A 16486-nucleotide genomic window follows, 5' to 3' on the forward strand; every position below is an offset into this window, starting at 1 on the left:
GTGGCGAGGACGAGCGCGGGGGTGCTGCTCTACCGGCGCCGGGACGAGGGGGTCGAGGTGCTCCTCGGCCACATGGGCGGGCCGTTCTGGGCGCGCAAGGACGACGGCGCCTGGTCGATCCCCAAGGGGGAGTACGGCGACGGCGAGGACCCGTTCGCCGTGGCCCGGCGGGAGTTCGAGGAGGAGCTCGGGACGCCGGTGCCGGCGACGGACTTCGTGCCGCTCGGCGAGGTGCGGCAGGCCGGCGGCAAGCGGCTGACCGTCTGGGCCGCCGAGGGCGACCTCGACGCCGCCCGGACCCGCAGCAACACGTTCGAGCTGGAGTGGCCACCGCGGTCCGGGCGAATCCAGGAGTTCCCCGAGATCGACCGCGCCGCGTGGTTCGGGATCGAGCAGGCGCGGGCCGGGCTGGTGAAAGGGCAGGTGCCCTACCTCGACCGGCTGCTCGAGCGGCTGTTGCAGCCGTGAGGCCGGCCGAGGTCTACGCGGACCTCGGCCGGCCGGGGGCTGCCGATCAGCGGACGGGCGGTGTCTCGGTCCACAGGGACGTCTCGAACTCCGGCCGCAAGGTCGGCTTGAACTGCTCCAGGCTGATGCCGAGCTTCGGCAGCACCTTGTCCACCAGGAGTTCGTTGCTCTTCAGCATCTTGTCGATCGGCGCCGGCCCGATGCCCTGCCACAGCACGAGCAGGTCGGTGTCGAAGTCCTCGATCACCTTTTCCAGCTTGCGGGCGACGGTGTCGACCGACCCGGTGAGGGAGTACCCGCGGTCGACCATGCTCCGGTAGTTGTTCGGGATCGGGCCCTCCTCGCCGGGGTAGCGCAGCGCCTCGTTGAAGCCGAAGAAGTCGTGCCACTCGGGCCAGATGAACCCGAGCGCGTCCGAGCCGACCGCGAAGGCCTCCTCGTCGGTCTCGGCGACGACGATCTCGCGGAAGTGGCCGACGTTCTCGCCTCGCTTGATCGAGGGGTCTCGCTTCAGCGCCTCCTCGTGGTAGGCGTCCAGGCAGGAGTCGACGATCTCCTTGATCGGGCTGAAGATGATCGGCCAGGCCGCCTGCTGCGCGGCCCACCGGATGGTGTTCGGGCTGAGCGTGAACGGCACCATCAGCTCGATGCTGGCCGGGTCCTGCAGCGTGTTCGGCGCGATGCCGATCTTGCGCAGCGTCCCGTCCGGGGAGACCGTCGACGGCGCCATCGACTGCGTCCCCGGGTGCTGCCAGGAGATGCCCTCCGGCGGCACGCTCCAGTGCTCGCCCTGGAAGGCGAACTCCCGGTTCTCCCACAGCCCGCGGATGATCTCGTAGCTCTCCTCGAAGAGCTCCCGGTTGACCTTGTCGTGCGCGGCGTAGTCGGGGTCGGTGGCGTAGGTCGCGAACGCGTTGTTCTTCTGACCGACGGTCATGACGTGCCGGGACTGGTAGCCACGCGCGAAGCCGGCGAACATCCGCCCGCCGCTGAAGTGGTCCAGCATCGCGAGGTCCTCGGCCACCAGGATCGGGTTGCGCGAGGGCAGCACGGTGGCCATCTGCCCGATCCGCAACCGCTTGGTGATGCCGGCCGCCCACGCCCCCAACAGGATCGGGTTGTTCGACATCTCGAGGCCCTCGAGGTGGAAGTGGTGTTCGGAGAAGGCCACGAAGTCGAAGCCGAGATCGTCGATCTGCTTGATGATCTCGCTGTTCTCGAACAGCGCCCGCTGGTAGTAGTTCGGGTTCGCGCCGGCGTAGCCCTTGCGGAAGTCGGCCGGCGAGGCAGCGGCGCTGGGCAGCAGGAAGGTTCCAAGCCTCATGGTCCAGGTCAACCCTTCGTGGTCGTCGCCGGCGCGGTGCCGGACGAGGTGGGGATCCGTCCGAGGGACATCGGGCGCCGGCGGCCCTCAGCGCTCCGGGCCCGCCGCCGCGGGCAGCGCGCCGCCGGCATCGGGCTCGTCGCCGAGTGCTCCCAGCTCGTGGCCGAGCCGGTCGCGCTTGGCCCGCAGGTAGCGCACGTTGGCCGGGCCGGGCGCGACGAGGATCGGCTCCCGCGAGCTCACCGCGATGCCGTGCTCGGCGAGGTCGCGGCTCTTGTCGGGGTTGTTCGTCATCAGCCGGACCGAACGGACACCGAGGTCGGTGAGCATCTGCGCGGCGACGTCGTACCGGCGGAGGTCGACCGGCAGTCCGAGTGCGAGGTTGGCGTCGAGCGTGTCCAGGCCCTGCGCCTGCAGCTCGTAGGCCCGCAGCTTGTTCGCCAGCCCGATGCCCCGCCCCTCGTGACCGCGCAGGTAGACCAGGATCCCGCGGCCGGCCGCGGCGATCCGCCCCAGCGCCGCGTCCAGCTGCTGGCCGCAGTCGCAGCGGTGCGAGCCGAAGAGGTCGCCGGTGAGGCACTCCGAGTGCACGCGGGCGAGCACGTCCTCGCCGTCGCGCACGTCGCCCATGACCAGCGCCATGTGCTCGATCGGGTCGCCGGTCCCGGCGTAGCAGTAGGCCTGGAAGGTGCCGTGGTCGGTCGGCAGCGTCGTCCGCGCCGCCCGCCGGACGGTGGACTCGACGGCACGCCGGTGCCTCGCCAGATCGGCGACGGAGATCAGGTGCAGGCCGTGCTGCACGGCGAACCGCTGGAGGTCGGCGCGGCGGGCCATCGTCCCGTCGTCGTTGACGACCTCGGAGATGACCGCCGCGCTGCGCAGCCCGGCGAGCCGGGTGAGGTCGACGGCGGCTTCCGTGTGGCCGGAACGCTCCAGGACTCCGCCCGGACGGGCCCGCAACGGGAAGACGTGACCGGGCCGGACGAAGTCCTCGGCGGCGTGCGCCGGATCGGCCAGCGCCCGCACGGTCGCTGCCCGGTCGGCTGCCGAGATGCCGGTCGTGATGCCGGTGCGCAGGTCGACGGAGACGGTGAAGGCGGTGCCCTTCGGGTCCTCGCTGTCCTCGACCATCTGCGGCAGCTGCAGAGCTGCCAACCGCTCGGCGTCCATCGCCACGCAGACCACCCCGCCGGTGTGCCGGACGATGAACGCCATGAGCTCGGGGGTCATCAGTTCGGCGGCGGCCACCAGGTCGCCCTCGTTCTCCCGGTTCTCGTCGTCGACCACGAGGACGGGTTCCCCCCGCCGGAACGCGGCCACGGCAGCGGGCAGGCCGCCGGAGCACCAACCCGGCGTGGGCACCTCGGGCGCGCCGGTCGGGAAGGTGATCCCACGGCGCTCTGGCAGACGGTCCATCGACGCCTCCTGACATGCTAGCGTGCGAACCGTAGTGGGATGAGACCTGCGCCACAAGGGCCCGATCGCATGGCAGCCCCGGGGTGGCCGGGCGACCGGCCGGACCGGGCCCGGGTCGGCGGTCCGCGGCGGGGGCTTTCGGCCGGTCCGGCGGCGGCGGCCGGGCCGAGCGGGGTCAGCGGCCTGCGGCCTCGGTGGCGTCCCCGCGTGCCCCGGAGCGGATGAGCTCCACCGTCCCGACGATGTGCCGCTCCGTCGCGGCCCGTGCCCGGTCGGCGTCGCCGGCCACCAGGGCCTGGCGGATCTCCTCGTGGTCGGCGTGCCGCTCGTCGAGGGCACCGCTGAGCGGCTGGGGTGGGCCGGCGGTGTTGATGAGGAAGTCGCTGAGGTCCCACATCCGAAGGCTCATCTCCTCGACCATGTCGGAGCGGGCCATGCGGTGGATGATGCCGTGGAACTCGCGGTTGAACTCGCGGTAGCCGTGTGCCCGCACGGCGGCGTCCCGCTCGCCGCACAGGTGGCCGACCCGGGCGTGCACCTCGTCGAGCACGGCGAGGTCTGCCGGCGTCCTGCGCTGCGCCGCCACGGCCGAGATGGCCCCCTCGAAGGCGCCGAAGAGGGTGAAGAAGTCGGCGACGTCCTGCGGGCCGTAGGACGTCACCCGGCAGCCGACCTGCGGCACGATCTCCACGAGGCCGTCCGCGCTCAGACGGCGCAGAGCCTCCATGACCGGCTGCTTGCTGACGCCGAGAGCCGACTTGAACATCTCGACCGACAAGCGCTCGCCGGCCGCCCAGCGTCCCTCGAGCAGTTGCTCCTTGATCTGCCGGTAGGCGAGCGTCCCCATCCGCATGGCGGAGCGGTCGGTCGGCGGGGTCAGCGCGGTGTCCTCCGGCGAGCGGGGCCTGCGCGGGGGGAGATCGCCGGCCATGGAGGCAGCGTAATCGCTCATCGACTCTCCTCCGGTCGTGCCGCGCAACCTCCGGGGCCGCCTCGGAGGTGTGCGTCCGGGAGGGGCTTGCGCTCCAATGTGACCCCCGCTACTTTCCGCGAAACGCTAGCATGCCAGTGGGGAGACCGAACCATGCCGATCCGTACCGGTGCCCAGTACATCGACCGGCTCCGGAGCACACCCCGGGAGGTGTGGGTCCGCGGGACGCGGGTGGACGACGTCACGACCCACCCCGCCTTCGCCGCGCCCGTCCGGCAGATCGCGCGGCTCTACGACATGCAGCACGATGCGGAGTACGCGCCGGTGCTGACCCGGCCCGGCCCGGGCGGGCCGGTCGGCGTCGCGTTCGTGCCCCCGCGCTCCTACGAGGACCTGGTGGCCCGCCGGCAGGCCTTCCGGCTGTGGGCGGAGGCGACGCTCGGCCTCATGGGGCGCTCTCCGGACTTCCTCAACACCACGGTGATGGCCTTTGCCGAGGAGCCGGCAATCTTCGCGGAGCTCGGTGCCCGCTACGCCGAGAACGTGCAGAACTACTTCGAGTACGTACGCGACAACGATCTCTTCCTCACCCACGCGCTGATCACGCCGCAGACCGACCGGTCGAGGACGTCGTCGGAGCAGGCGGACGAGTTCCTGCACATGGGCGTGGTCGAGGAGAACGCCGACGGGCTGGTCGTCCGGGGCGCGCGGATGCTCGCCACGCTCGCGCCGATGGCCGACGAGATGATCATCTACAACCTTCCCGGGCTGCGCCCGGGGGACGAGCGGCACGCCGCCGCCTTCGCCGTGCCGATCGACACCCCCGGCCTGCGGCTGATCGCCCGCGAGCCGTACGACGACGGCAGCCGCAACGCGTTCGACCACCCGCTGTCGGCCCACTTCGAGGAGGCCGACTGCCTGGTGGTCTTCGACGACGTGCTGGTCCCGTGGGACCGGGTGTTCCTGCACGGGGACGTCGCGCTGTCCAACGCGATGTACAGCCGGACCAACCTGCGACAGCACACCGGGCACCAGACCGGCGTCCGGGGCCTGGTGAAGATGCAGTTCGCCACCGGGGTGGCGATGGCGCTGTGCCAGGCCGTGAAGGTGGACGGCTTCCTGCACGTGCAGAAGACCCTCGGGGAGGCGATCGCCGCGACGGAGATCTGTCACTCCCTCCTGGTCGCCGCCGAGGCGGAGTACGAGACCGGGCCCCACGGCTCGGTGCGACCCCGGTTCGAAGCCCTGCAGACCCTCCGCATGCACCTGTCCGCCAGCTATCCCAAGGTGATCGAGGCGCTGCAGACCCTCGGTGCCGGCGGGCTGCTGATGATGCCCTCGGCCGAGGACTTCGGCAGCGAGATCGGCGCGGACGTCGCGAAGTACTTCGTGGGCGCCGACGGGCTGCCCGCGGAGGACCGCGTGCGCCTCTACAAGCTGGCGTGGGACCTCTGCGGTGACGCCTTCGGCCAGCGGGCGGTGCAGTACGAGCGCTACTACGCCGGTGACCCGGTCCGGCTGTACGCGGGCAACTACCTGGCCTACGACAAGTCGACCGGCCAGCGACTCGTGGACCGGGCCCTCGCGCTGGCCGGCAAGCCCGAGGACGCGGTGGCCGCGGCCGCCGCCCGCGCCCCCCGGGCATGACGATGCCGGCGGCCGTCGCCGACGTCGATCCGCGCCTCCTGCGGCGGGCGATGGGACAGTTCGCGACCGGCGTCACGGTGATCACCACCGTCACCGAGGGCTCCGCGCCCGCGGGCTGCACCGTCAACGCCTTCACGTCGCTGTCCCTGGACCCGCCGCTGGTGCTCGTCTGCATCGGCAGGGGCCGGGCCATGCACCCCCTGCTCACCGAGGGCCCCGGCTATGCCGTCAACGTGCTGGCCGCCGACCAGGAGCCCCTCGCCGGGACGTTCGCCCGTCCCGGCCCCGACCGGTTCGCCGGCGTCGCGGTGCGCTCCGGTCGGCACGGCGTCCCCCTCCTCGAGGGCGCGATCGCGCACATCGAGTGCGATCGGTACGGCGTCCTCGACGGAGGTGACCACGCCATCGTCGTCGGCCGGGTCCGGGACCTCCACGTCGGCGACGGCGAGCCGCTGCTCTACAGCCAGGGGGCCTTCCTCGACCTGCCCCGGCAGGACTGGGAACGGGCGACGGCCGACGCCCGGCACGAATGGCTGCTCTCGGCCCCCTGGTGATGACCCGACCCCCGACGCGCGGAAGGTGAACTCGATGTCCCTGGCGGTGTGCACCGTCTCCCACACGCCCCTGATGACCCGCAACGAGCCGGCTCCCGGTGTGCGGGATCGGGTGGAGGCCGCGTTCGCCGAGGCCCGGGCCTTCATCGGCGACTTCGCTCCGGACGTCGTGGTGGTGCTCGCGCCGGACCACTACAACGGCTTCCTCTACGACATGATGCCGCCGTTCTGCATCGGTACGGAGGCCCGGTCCGTGGGGGACTACGGCTACGAGGAGGGCCCGCTGCAGGTGGACCGCGACCTGGCGCACACCCTCGCCTCGGCGGCGCTCGCGGCGGGAATCGACGTGGCCGTTTCCGAGCGGATGCACGTCGACCACGGCTTCACCCAGCCACTGACCCTGCTCTTCGGTGGGATCGCGGCAGTGCCGACCGTCCCGGTCTTCATCAACAGCGTCGCCGAACCGCTCGGTCCGGTGAGCCGTGCCCGGCTCCTCGGGGACGCACTCGGCCGGGCCGCGGCCGGGCTCGGCCGGCGGGTCCTGTTTCTCGGTTCCGGCGGGCTGTCCCACGACCCACCGGTGCCGGCGCTCGCCGGCGCCACCCCCGAGGTGGCCGAGCGGCTGATCAGCGGGCGTAACCCGACGCGTGAACAGCGGGCCGAACGGGAGAAGCGGGTGACCGCGGCCGCCCGGGAGTTCGCCGCAGGCACCCTGCCGCTGCAGCCACTCAACCCCGAGTGGGACCGGGCGCTGCTCGACGTCCTCGCCTCCGGGCGGCTGGAGGAACTCGACTCGTGGAGCAACGAGTCGTTCGTCGAGCAGGCCGGCCACTCGTCCCACGAGGTGCGCACGTCGATCGCGGCCTACGCCGCCCTCGCCGCGACCGGTCCCTACGTCGTCACCCAGTCCTTCTACGAACCCATCCCGGAGTGGATCGCCGGCTTCGCCGTCACGACCGCACGGACCGCCTGACCGCACCACTCCTCACACCCACCCCCAGCCGGCCGAGCCGGAGCCGCAAAGGAGCAGCAGTGGAATTCGTGATCGGAACCTGCGCGAAGATCGACCAGATCGGCATGGTGAAGCAGGCCGAGGACCTCGGCGTCACGCACTTCGGGGCCGGTGAGGGGCCGCTTCTGTTCAGCGACCCGTACCAGTTCCTCGCCATCGCCTCGCAGCAGACATCCACCATCCAACTGGGCACGATGGTCACCAACCCGCTGACCCGCATCGCGCCGGTGACCGCCAACTCGATCGCCACGCTCAACGCCCTGGCGCCGGGGCGAACCTTCCTGGGCATCGGCACGGCCAACAACGCCTTGCGCTCGATGGGCCACCGCACCGCCCGGATCAAGGAGCTCACCGACTCCCTCGAGGTCTCCCGCGGGCTGCTCAACGGCGAGCGGGTCGTCCACGACTGGCTGGGCGAGCAGCGCGAGATCGAGTTCCTCGACCCCGACGCCGGTTGGTACAACATCAAGGATCGGGTGCCGATCTGGGTCGCGGCCGGTGGCCCCAAGGGGCTGCACGAGGCCGCCAAGTACGCCGACGCCGTCGTCTACTGCCTCGGCCCGAACCCCGAGATGATCGGCCTGGTCCGCCGCGAGCTGGACAAGGCGGTCGCCGATGCGGGCCGCCCGGTCGGCTCGGTGAAGCTCGTCGCCGTCACCTGGTTCTACGAGCTGCGCAACGGTGAGACCTGGGAAGACGGCATCACCAAGGGCTTCGGCTCGGGTCCGATCAGCTCCTGCCTGACCAACATCGGGTTCATGAACCAGCACGTCGACGAGCTCGGCGGCGACATCGTCAACGCCACCAACGAGGCGGCCATGGCCTACCTCGGCGACCCGAATGCCGTTGACCGGCCGCACTACCTCGACGTCTGGAAGCAGTACCTGCGCGGCCTGGACCCCAAGCACCTGCCGCTGATCACCAAGGAGCTCGTCGACTACTGGTGCCTCTACGGCAGCCCGGACGAGCTGCTGGAGAAGGCGCAGCTCATCACCGAGTCCGGGGCCGACATGGTGCAGGTCTTCCTGTCCAACCCCTACACGGCCGAGCGCGACATCAACGACATCGGCAAGAGCATCCTCGCCCGCGCCTGACCTGCCCGTCCCCGATCCACCCAGCCGATCCACCCCGACCAGGAGGAATCCCCATGGAGCTCGACCCCCGCACCACCGCGCTGCTGGCCGTGCACCTGCAGAACGACGTCGTCGGCGCTGACGGTGCCTTCGCCGACTTCTTCCACGAGCAGGTCGTGGCCCGCAACGTCGTGGCGGTCAATGCCGATCTGATCGCCGCGGCACGGGCGGCCGGCGTCCCGGTGATCTACACCCGGGTCGCGTGGAAGCCCGACTACTCCGACCTGCACGCCAACTCTCCGCTGCTGGGCATGGTCTCGCAGTTCGGCTGCCTCAAGGAGGGCAGCCCCTCGGCCGAGATCATCGACGAGGTGGCGCCGACCGATGGCGACCACGTCGTCACGCACCGGCGGGTCGGCCCGTTCGTCGACTCCCCCCTGCAGGGCCTGCTCGAGGAACTGGGCGTCAGCACGCTCATCGTCTCGGGTGTGGCGACCAATGCCTCGGTCGAGGCGACCGTTCGTGGCGCCAGCGACCACGGGTACCGCACGATCCTGGTCGAGGACGGTTGTTCGGCCGGGACCCTCGAGGCGCACCAGGCCTCCGTCGGCTCCATGGGGCTGCTCGCCGAGATCACCACGGCCGCCGAGGTGACCCAGGCGCTGGGCGCCACGGAGGGCGCGACCGCATGAGCGACACCCCCGTCTGGGTCACCCTCGGCGACGTACCGCACAGCCTCGAGCACATCGATGTCGGTCCGTGGCGCACCCGGGTGCTGCAGGCCGGCTCTGGGGAGCCGCTGGTGCTGATGCCCGGCACCGGCGGCCACCTGGAGGCCTACGCCCACAACATCGGACCGCTGGCCGAGCACTTCCGGGTGATCGCCTACGACTACCCGGGGCACGGGTACACCACCCTTGCCACGAGCGACCTCGAGCTGCCCGACTACGTCGAGCACCTCGCCGGCCTGCTCGACGTCCTGGGTGTGGCCAGGGCGCACCTCAGCGGGGAGTCCCTCGGCGGGTGGGTGGCGTTGAAGTTCGCTGCCGCCCACCCGGACCGGACCGGACGTCTGGTGCTGAACACCCCGGGCGGGACGATGGCCCGGCCGGAGGTCATGGAGCGGATCCGCAGCCTCTCCCAGGCGGCCGCGGACGATCCCAGTGAGGCGAACATCCGGGCCCGGCTGGAATGGCTGATGGCCGACCCGGCAACCGTCACTGACGAATTGGTGGCCATCCGGCGGACCATCTACGCCCGTCCCGGTTTCGCCGAGTCCATGCGGCACCTGCTGTGCCTGCAGGACCCGGAGATCCGTCGCCGCAATCTCGTCACCGACGAGGAGCTGGCTGCCGTTCCCCACGGGGCGATGGTGATCTGGACGTCGGACGACCCCTCCGGGCCCGCCGGTGTGGGGATGGACATGGCCGAGAAGATCCCCGGTGGTCGCTTCGAGTTCATCGACGGAGCAGGGCACTGGCCGCAGTGGGAGCAGCGGGCGACGTTCAACCAGCTGGTCATCGACTGGCTGACGAAGGAGGGGTGACCGGAGGCCGGGACGCCGTGGTGGCCGGGGAGCCCCCTCGCCAGGGGACTCGCCGTCCACCGCGGCCCGGCACCGGGCGAGCCGTTCGGAGCGGTGAGATGGCAAGCGATGAGCTGACCGGCGGGCGTGGGCCCGGGACGGAACCGCTGTCCCGCCACGTCGTCCTGGCGTCCGCAGATCTCGACGAGGCCCGCCGTGGCATCGGGAACGTCTTCGTGCCCCACCGCGTCGACGTCGCCGGCCCGGGGGCGGTGGCCGCCCGGCTGCACGCCGTCGTACTGGACCGGGTCACCTTCGCCTACTCGCGGTACGGCGCTCCGGTGGAGATCGGTGGGCTCGGGGCGATGGGCCCGTGCTACCACCTGAACCTCCTGCACCGGGGTGCCGTCCGGTCGTGGCGCGGTCGTGACGAGGTGGACCAGTCACGCCGCGGTCAGGGTGTGGTCTTCACCCCGGGGGAGGGATGGCGGATGAGCTGGGGCGGCGACTGCGCCCAGGTCGCCGTCCGCATCGACCAGCAGGCGCTGCAGAGCCACTTCGAACGCACCGTCGGCCGCCCCAGTGGCGGGCCGATCGCCTTCCGCTTCGCCCTCGCCGAGAGCCCGGCGGTCCGCAGCTTCGTGTCCCTGCTGGGCAGCCTCGTGACCGAGCTCGACACGACCGCCGGCAGCTGGCTGTCCAGCCGGCTGATGGTCGCCCAGGTCGAGGACTTCGTCATGAGCGGGCTGCTGGCCGCCCAGCCGCACAACCTCAGCGACGTGCTCACCGCACCCCCAGGGCCGAGCCGGCCACGGCACGTCAGGCGGGCGATGGACCTCATGGCCGAGCGCCCCGACGACCCGCTGACGACGACCGACCTCGCCGCCGCCGCCGGCGTGAGCGTTCGCACCCTGCAGGCGGCGTTCCACAGCCACGTCGGGATGTCGCCGATGGAGTTCCTGCGCGACGTCCGGCTCGAGCGCGTGCACCGGGAACTGGCGGACGCGGGCGGCGGCACCACGGTCACCGCCGTCGCGCTGCGCTGGGGCTTCGGCCACCTCGGCCGGTTCGCTGTGGCCTACCGGCGCAAGTACGGCTGCTCCCCGTCGGACACGTTGCGCTCGGGAGGATGACCGGGAGCCCCGGGACCCGCGACGAAGGCGTGCGGGCCCCGGGGCTCGAGTGGCTCAGCCGGCGTTCGGCTCCTCACCGGGGAGCCGCAGCCCCTTCAGTGCCGGGATGACGCCCTGGGAGTACAGCTCGTACGAGCGCTTCGTCTGCTGCTCGGTGAGGTTGCCGAACGTGCCCCAGACGATGATGTTGCCGCACTCGAGCTCCTCGGCCTGGGCGACGAGCTTGTCCCGCACCGTCTCCGGCGACCCGACGCAGATGATCCCGGCGTCGTTGAGGTCCTTCCAGCTCACATTGTCCTGGACGAACGGGCGGAAGAAGGACTGGTAGTACTCGTAGCCCTTCGGGACGTTGTCCAGGTCCTCGAAGATGGCGTGCGTCCGGAAGAGGCCGAACAGGTGGTCCAGGGCCGGCTCGGCGAGGTCGTTGGCCTCGGCGTCGGTCGGGGCCACGAAGATGTTGCGCATCACCGCGACGCGGTCGGGCGCCGTCGAGTTGCCGGCTTCGCGGGCCGCCTTGCGGTACCGGTCGAACATGTCCTTGGTGTCCGGGACCGGCAGGAAGGTGTGGGCCATCTTGTAGCCCTGGGCGCCCGCCCACTCGGTCGTCGCCGGGCTGAGCGCGGTGATCCACACCGGCGGGTTCGGCTGCTGGATCGGCTTCGGCCAGACCGCGACGTCGTCGTAGTCCCAGAAGCGGCCGTGGTGGGTGAACGACGGGTTGTGCCATGCCTCGTGGATGAGCTGCATGCCCTCCTCGAACCGGGGGCGGGTCTCCTCCATCGGGATGCCGGCCTTCTGGAACTCCAGCTCATCCACGCCGCGGCCCAGGCCCACCTCCAGACGGCCGTGCGTGAGGTAGTCGAGCATGGCCGCCTCTTCGGCGAGCCGCAGCGGCTCGTGGAACGGGATGATGTTGGCCATCACGCCCAGGCGGATGTTCTTGGTCCGCGCGGCCACCGCCGCGACGAGGAGGTTCGGCGACGGGCTCACCGTGTAGGCGGTGAAGTGGTGCTCGCTGAAGAAGACCCCGTCGAAGCCCTGGTCCTCGGCGCCCACCCAGGTGTCGAAGTGCCAGTCGTACAGCTGCGAGCAGAGCTCCGGGCTGAAGTTCTCCGCCCGCTTGTCGTAGGGGTAGTTGAAGATGTCGAACATCCAGGACTTGACCACGGTGTCTCCTGTCGACGGTGCCGGTCGGCGGGGTTGAGCCGGGCGCACGGTAGCCGCGGGTCGCCGCCGGAGCCGAGCCGAAAAACGCCGGTTCCGGTCGCCCTGCGCAGCCGGTTCCGGGCATGTCCGGGGGTCAGAAAAGCGCAGGTGGGGGGCCTGTGGTCAGGTTCGTATAAAATACTTGACCACGACGACGCCGCCGCCTAACTTGGCGCGAGCAGGGCAGGCCATGAACCGGCCGCCCGCGGCTGCGTGGCGAGCGAACGCCGGAGCCCTTCCCTCCGGGTGGCCGCGGGTCGCTCGACGTCGCCCCCGACCAGAGCTGGAGATCACCGATGACCGTGTGGACCGACCTGACGGGGCTGGAGTTCAGCGTCAGCTCCGTCGATGTCGACGGCATCCCCACCCGGAGCCTGCGGGCGGGGTCCGGCCCGCCGTTGGTCTTCCTGCACGGGACCAGCGGGCACCTCGACGGCTTCAGCCGCAACATCGCCGCGCACGCGGAGCACTTCACCGTGCACGCCATCGACATGCTCGGCCACGGCTACACCGGCAAGCCGGACCGGCCGTACACGATCCCGGCCTACGTGGAGCACCTGCTGGGCTACCTGGACGCCTGCGGCGTGGACCGTGCGCACCTGGCGGGGCAGTCCCTGGGTGGCTGGGTCGCCGCCTGGGCGGCGGCCGAGCACCCCGACCGCGTGCGTTCCCTCTCGCTGCTCGCTCCTGGCGGCACCGTGGCGAAGCCCGAGGTGATGGACCAGATCCGCACGTCGACGCTCGCCGCGGTGGAGAACAGCGACCCGATCGGTACCCGCCGCAGGATCGAGTGGCTGATGGCCGATCCCGAGACCAGCGTGACCGATGAGCTGGTCGCCATCCGGCACGCGATCTACCAGCAGCCGGAGATGAAGCAGAACGTCGGAAACATCCTCGTCCTGCAGGACATGGACGTCCGCACCCAGAACCTCATGACCGAGGAGCGGCTGGGCCGCATCCAGGCCCCGACGCTGGTCGTGTGGACCGCCGAGGACCCCACGAGCACGATCGCCGAGGGGCACTTCTGGGCGGACTCCATCCCCGGGGCCCGGTTCGAGATGATCGAGGACGCCGGCCACTGGCCGCACTACGAGCAGCCCGAGCGGTTCAACGCCCTCCACCTGGAGTTCCTGCGCTCGACGCTGGACTAGGTCCTCCGGCGCTCGATCAGCGGCTCGAACAGTTTCCTTCTGCAGACGGGTGGACCATGGACCTGGGTATTGCCGGCAAGCGCGCGGCCGTCGCCGCGTCGACCAGCGGGCTCGGTTTCGCGGCGGCGCAGGCGCTCGCGGCCGAGGGCGTGCAGGTGGCGATCTGCGGGCGGCAGAGGGAGCGCGTCGAGAAGGCTGCCGCCGCCATCGGGGGCGAGGTCGTGCCGATCGAGGCCGACGTCAGCACGCCCGAGGGTGCGACCGGCTTCGTGGACGAGGCGCAGCGGGCCCTCGGCCAGGTCGACATCCTGGTCGTCAACGTGCCGGGGACGCCGGCCGGGACCTTCGGGTCCACGGCGCTCGAGGCGTACGGGCCCGCGCTGCAGAATCACGTGCTGAGCGCGGTCGGGATGTGCAAGGCGGCCGTGCCCGGCATGCAGTCCCGGGGCTGGGGTCGGGTCGTGGCCATCACGTCGGTGGGGGTGCGGCAGCCGTTCCCGGACCTGATCCTGTCCAACACCGGGCGGTCGGGTCTCACCGCGTTCCTGAAGACCCTCGCCCTGGAGGTCGCCCCGGACGGCGTCACCGTGAACACGGTCCAGCCCGGTTACCACCGCACCGAACGGCTCGAGTCCTGGGCCGGGGAGCGGCTGGCAGACCTCGCGGCGGACGTGCCGGCGAACGCCGTCGGCGAACCGGCCGACTTCGGCGCCGTGGTGGCCTTCCTCTGCTCGCGGTCGGCCGGGTACCTCACCGGGGCCGCCGTCCCCGTCGACGGCGGGCTCTACGGCGGCCTGCAGTAGGTCTCGGCGGGCGGTTCGGGGGAGCCCGGGGCCGGCCGCTCAGCTCCGCCGCGGCTGCGCGGTGGTGACGCCGAAGCCGGCCAGCCACTCCGGGATGGCCTCGTAGAAGCTGGAGCGGACCTCGTAGGAGCCCTGGGCGGACAGGGCGGCGTGGGCCGCGAGCCAGGTGCGCACCTCGTGGGAGGAGTGCCCGGCCTGCTCGACGAACGACTCGTTGCTCCACGAGTCGATCTGCGCGAGGTCCCCGGAGGCCATGACCGCGAGGAACCGCCGGTCCCACTCGGGGTTGAGCGGCATGAGGTCCGTCGTCCCGGCCGCGTAGGCCAGCGCGGCGTCGAACACGCGCGCCTGACGGGCGGCCCGCTGCTCGGGGGTCGGGTTGCGGCCGGCGATCAGCCGCTCGGCCACCTCGGGTGGGGCCTCGGCCAGCCGCGGGACCGGCGGGTCGTGGGACAGGCCGCCGGAGCCCAGCAGCAGCACCCGGCGGTCCAGCGTGACCGCGGCGGAGCCGATCGCCTCGCCGAGCAGGCGGGCGCGACCCACCGGGCCCAGCGGCTCGGCGACGCAGTTGATGAACACCGGCACGACCGGCACCGCATCGATGCCGCCGAAGAGCAGGTCCAGCGGCTGCACGCAGCCGTGGTCGACGGTCATGCGCTCGGAGAAGGCCACGTCGACCCCGCGCTCCAGCGCTGCCGCGGTGAAGGCCCGTGCCGCCGAGCCGTCCACCGGCAGGGGGCCGCCCGAGGTCCCGTAGTCGCCCACCGCCGTCGCGGCGGCCCCGATGCAGAACGACGGCATGAGGTCGTAGAGGAAGCCGTTGTAGTGATCGGGGGCGAAGACCACGACGAGCTCGGGGTCGAACTCGACCACGAACTTCCGGGCGTCGTCGATCGCCGCCTGCACCCGGTCGACGACGTCGTCGGCGGGCTGGTGGACGCCCATGACCGGGGTGTGCGACAGGGCGCAGAGAGCTAGGGACATGGCGGTGCGCTCCGGTTCCCAGCCGTTCCGGCGGGAGCGGCTGTCGGCGGTGTCAGGTGTGGTGGGGCGGGGTCATGCGTACGGCAGTCCGCCCCGCTCGACCAGCCGGCGGGCGATGATCGAACGCTGGATCTCGTTCGTCCCCTCGCCGACGACCATCAGCGGGGCGTCGCGGTAGAAGCGTTCGACGGGGTACTCGGCGGCGTAGCCGTTGCTCGCGTGGATGCGCACCGCCTGCTGGCAGAGCTCCAGGCAGACCTCGGAGGCGTAGAGCTTGGCCATCCCGGCCTCCAGGTCGCACCGGGCGCCGGTGTCCAGGCGCTCGGCCGCGGCGGTGATGAGCATCCGCGCGGCCTCCAGCTTCACCGCCATGTCCGCCAGGTAGTTGCCGATCGACTGGTGCTGCCAGATCGGCACCCCGAAGGCCACCCGCTGCTGGGAGTAGGCCAGGGACGCGTCGAAGGCCGCGCGGGCGACCCCGCTGGCCCGGGCGGCGACCTGGATCCGGCCGAGCTCCAGCCCGCGCATCATCTGCGCGAAGCCGGCACCGGCCACCCCGCCGAGCAGCTGGGTGCTCGGCACACGGCAGTCGGTGAAGGCGATCTCGCAGGTCTCGACGCCCTTGTAGCCCAGCTTGGCGAGGTCGCGGGAGACGCTCATGCCCGGCCCCTGCTCCACCAGCAGGATGCTCATGCCCCGGTGAGCGGGCCGGGCGTCCGGATCGGTCCGGCACAGCAGCGCGACCAGCCCCGACCGGCGGGCGTTGGTGATCCACATCTTGGTGCCGTTGACGACGTAGCCGTCGCCGTCGGCGCGGGCGACGGTCCGCATGTTCTGCAGGTCCGAACCGCCGTCGGGCTCGGTGAGGGCCATGGTGGCGCGCAGCTGCCCGGTCGCCAGGGACGGGAGGTAGCGCTGCTGCTGCTCCTCGGTGCCGAACCGGGTGAGGAGGCTGACGACGACGCTGTGCCCGCCCATGGCCCCGGCCAGGCTCATCCAGCCCCGGGCGAGCTCCTCGGTGACCGCGGCGAAGCACGCCGTCGAGACGCCGAGGCCACCGAAGCGCTCGGGCACGACGAGCCCGTAGACGCCCAGCTCCTTCATCTGCTCGATGAGGGCTTCGGGGTAGGTGTCGCTGTGCTCGAGCTCGGTCGCGACCGGCACCACCTCGCGTTCCACGAAGCGGCGGACCGTCGCGACGATGGCCCGTTCGTCCTCGCTCAGCTGGGGCATCCGGAATCTCCTGGTCGTGGGTGGGG

Annotated in this window: 16 protein-coding genes; 10 read left to right on the top strand and 6 right to left on the bottom strand. The window is 71.5% G+C overall.

Annotation, left to right across the window (positions count from 1 at the left end; genetic code table 11):
* A complete protein-coding gene (locus tag BMZ50_RS16385; RefSeq protein WP_091326628.1) occupies positions 1 to 468 on the top strand; it encodes an NUDIX hydrolase in 468 nt (155 codons plus the stop codon).
* Between the two features lie 46 nt (positions 469 to 514).
* On the opposite strand, the gene BMZ50_RS16390 is transcribed toward BMZ50_RS16385, so the two are convergent.
* The 3 genes from BMZ50_RS16390 to BMZ50_RS16400 form a co-directional block, all read right to left on the bottom strand.
* Positions 515 to 1792, bottom strand: coding sequence for an LLM class flavin-dependent oxidoreductase (locus BMZ50_RS16390; protein ID WP_091326630.1), 1278 nt, complete (start codon positions 1790 to 1792; stop codon positions 515 to 517).
* Positions 1793 to 1879: 87 nt separating this feature from the next.
* Entirely contained in the window at positions 1880 to 3208 is a 1329-nt protein-coding gene (locus BMZ50_RS16395) for a bifunctional 3,4-dihydroxy-2-butanone-4-phosphate synthase/GTP cyclohydrolase II (protein WP_091326633.1), read from the bottom strand.
* Between the two features lie 175 nt (positions 3209 to 3383).
* Positions 3384 to 4160, bottom strand: a complete 777-nt coding sequence (locus BMZ50_RS16400; RefSeq protein WP_218146300.1) for a GntR family transcriptional regulator — start codon at positions 4158 to 4160, stop codon at positions 3384 to 3386.
* A 132-nt stretch (positions 4161 to 4292) separates the two neighbouring features.
* Here BMZ50_RS16400 and hpaB point away from each other — a divergent pair, with 132 nt between their 5' ends.
* The 7 genes from hpaB (at position 4293) to BMZ50_RS16435 (ending at position 11083) form a co-directional block, all read left to right on the top strand.
* Positions 4293 to 5786 (top strand): 4-hydroxyphenylacetate 3-monooxygenase, oxygenase component, encoded by a 1494-nt coding sequence (gene hpaB / locus BMZ50_RS16405; protein WP_091326635.1) that lies wholly within the window; start codon positions 4293 to 4295, stop codon positions 5784 to 5786.
* On the top strand, positions 5783 to 6340 hold the full coding sequence (locus tag BMZ50_RS16410) for a flavin reductase family protein (RefSeq protein WP_218146301.1): 558 nt from the start codon (positions 5783 to 5785) through the stop codon (positions 6338 to 6340). Before hpaB ends, BMZ50_RS16410 begins: the two co-directional genes overlap by 4 nt.
* 34 nt (positions 6341 to 6374) lie before the next feature.
* Entirely contained in the window at positions 6375 to 7313 is a 939-nt protein-coding gene (locus BMZ50_RS16415) for a 3-carboxyethylcatechol 2,3-dioxygenase (protein WP_091326638.1), read from the top strand.
* 59 nt (positions 7314 to 7372) lie between these two features.
* A complete protein-coding gene (locus BMZ50_RS16420) occupies positions 7373 to 8446 on the top strand; it encodes an LLM class flavin-dependent oxidoreductase (protein WP_091326640.1) in 1074 nt (357 codons plus the stop codon).
* A gap of 53 nt (positions 8447 to 8499) precedes the next feature.
* A complete protein-coding gene (locus tag BMZ50_RS16425; RefSeq protein WP_091326642.1) occupies positions 8500 to 9117 on the top strand; it encodes a cysteine hydrolase family protein in 618 nt (205 codons plus the stop codon).
* Positions 9114 to 9971 carry an alpha/beta fold hydrolase gene (locus BMZ50_RS16430; RefSeq protein ID WP_091326644.1) on the top strand — a complete coding sequence of 286 codons (858 nt, stop codon included), beginning with the start codon at positions 9114 to 9116 and terminating at the stop codon, positions 9969 to 9971. The genes BMZ50_RS16425 and BMZ50_RS16430 overlap by 4 nt, the downstream gene beginning before the upstream one ends.
* Positions 9972 to 10069: 98 nt before the next feature.
* A complete protein-coding gene (locus tag BMZ50_RS16435; protein WP_091326645.1) occupies positions 10070 to 11083 on the top strand; it encodes an AraC family transcriptional regulator in 1014 nt (337 codons plus the stop codon).
* Positions 11084 to 11137: 54 nt separating this feature from the next.
* On the opposite strand, the gene BMZ50_RS16440 is transcribed toward BMZ50_RS16435, so the two are convergent.
* Complete coding sequence (locus tag BMZ50_RS16440) at positions 11138 to 12250, bottom strand: LLM class flavin-dependent oxidoreductase (RefSeq protein ID WP_091326647.1); 1113 nt, start codon at positions 12248 to 12250, stop codon at positions 11138 to 11140.
* 335 nt (positions 12251 to 12585) lie between these two features.
* Between BMZ50_RS16440 and BMZ50_RS16445 the strand changes: the two genes are divergently transcribed.
* Together BMZ50_RS16445 and BMZ50_RS16450 are read left to right on the top strand one after the other, a co-directional pair.
* A complete protein-coding gene (locus BMZ50_RS16445; protein WP_091326650.1) occupies positions 12586 to 13440 on the top strand; it encodes an alpha/beta fold hydrolase in 855 nt (284 codons plus the stop codon).
* A 56-nt stretch (positions 13441 to 13496) separates the two neighbouring features.
* Complete coding sequence (locus BMZ50_RS16450; RefSeq protein WP_091326652.1) at positions 13497 to 14243, top strand: SDR family oxidoreductase; 747 nt, start codon at positions 13497 to 13499, stop codon at positions 14241 to 14243.
* Between the two features lie 39 nt (positions 14244 to 14282).
* Here BMZ50_RS16450 and BMZ50_RS16455 read toward each other — a convergent pair whose 3' ends face one another.
* Both BMZ50_RS16455 and BMZ50_RS16460 read right to left on the bottom strand, forming a co-directional pair.
* Complete coding sequence (locus BMZ50_RS16455; protein ID WP_091326654.1) at positions 14283 to 15227, bottom strand: 3-carboxyethylcatechol 2,3-dioxygenase; 945 nt, start codon at positions 15225 to 15227, stop codon at positions 14283 to 14285.
* 72 nt (positions 15228 to 15299) lie between these two features.
* On the bottom strand, positions 15300 to 16460 hold the full coding sequence (locus BMZ50_RS16460) for an acyl-CoA dehydrogenase family protein (protein WP_091326657.1): 1161 nt from the start codon (positions 16458 to 16460) through the stop codon (positions 15300 to 15302).
* Between the last annotated feature and the right edge of the window lie 26 nt (positions 16461 to 16486).

The sequence above is a fragment of the Geodermatophilus ruber genome (genome assembly GCF_900114385.1).
Classification (GTDB): domain Bacteria; phylum Actinomycetota; class Actinomycetes; order Mycobacteriales; family Geodermatophilaceae; genus Geodermatophilus; species Geodermatophilus ruber.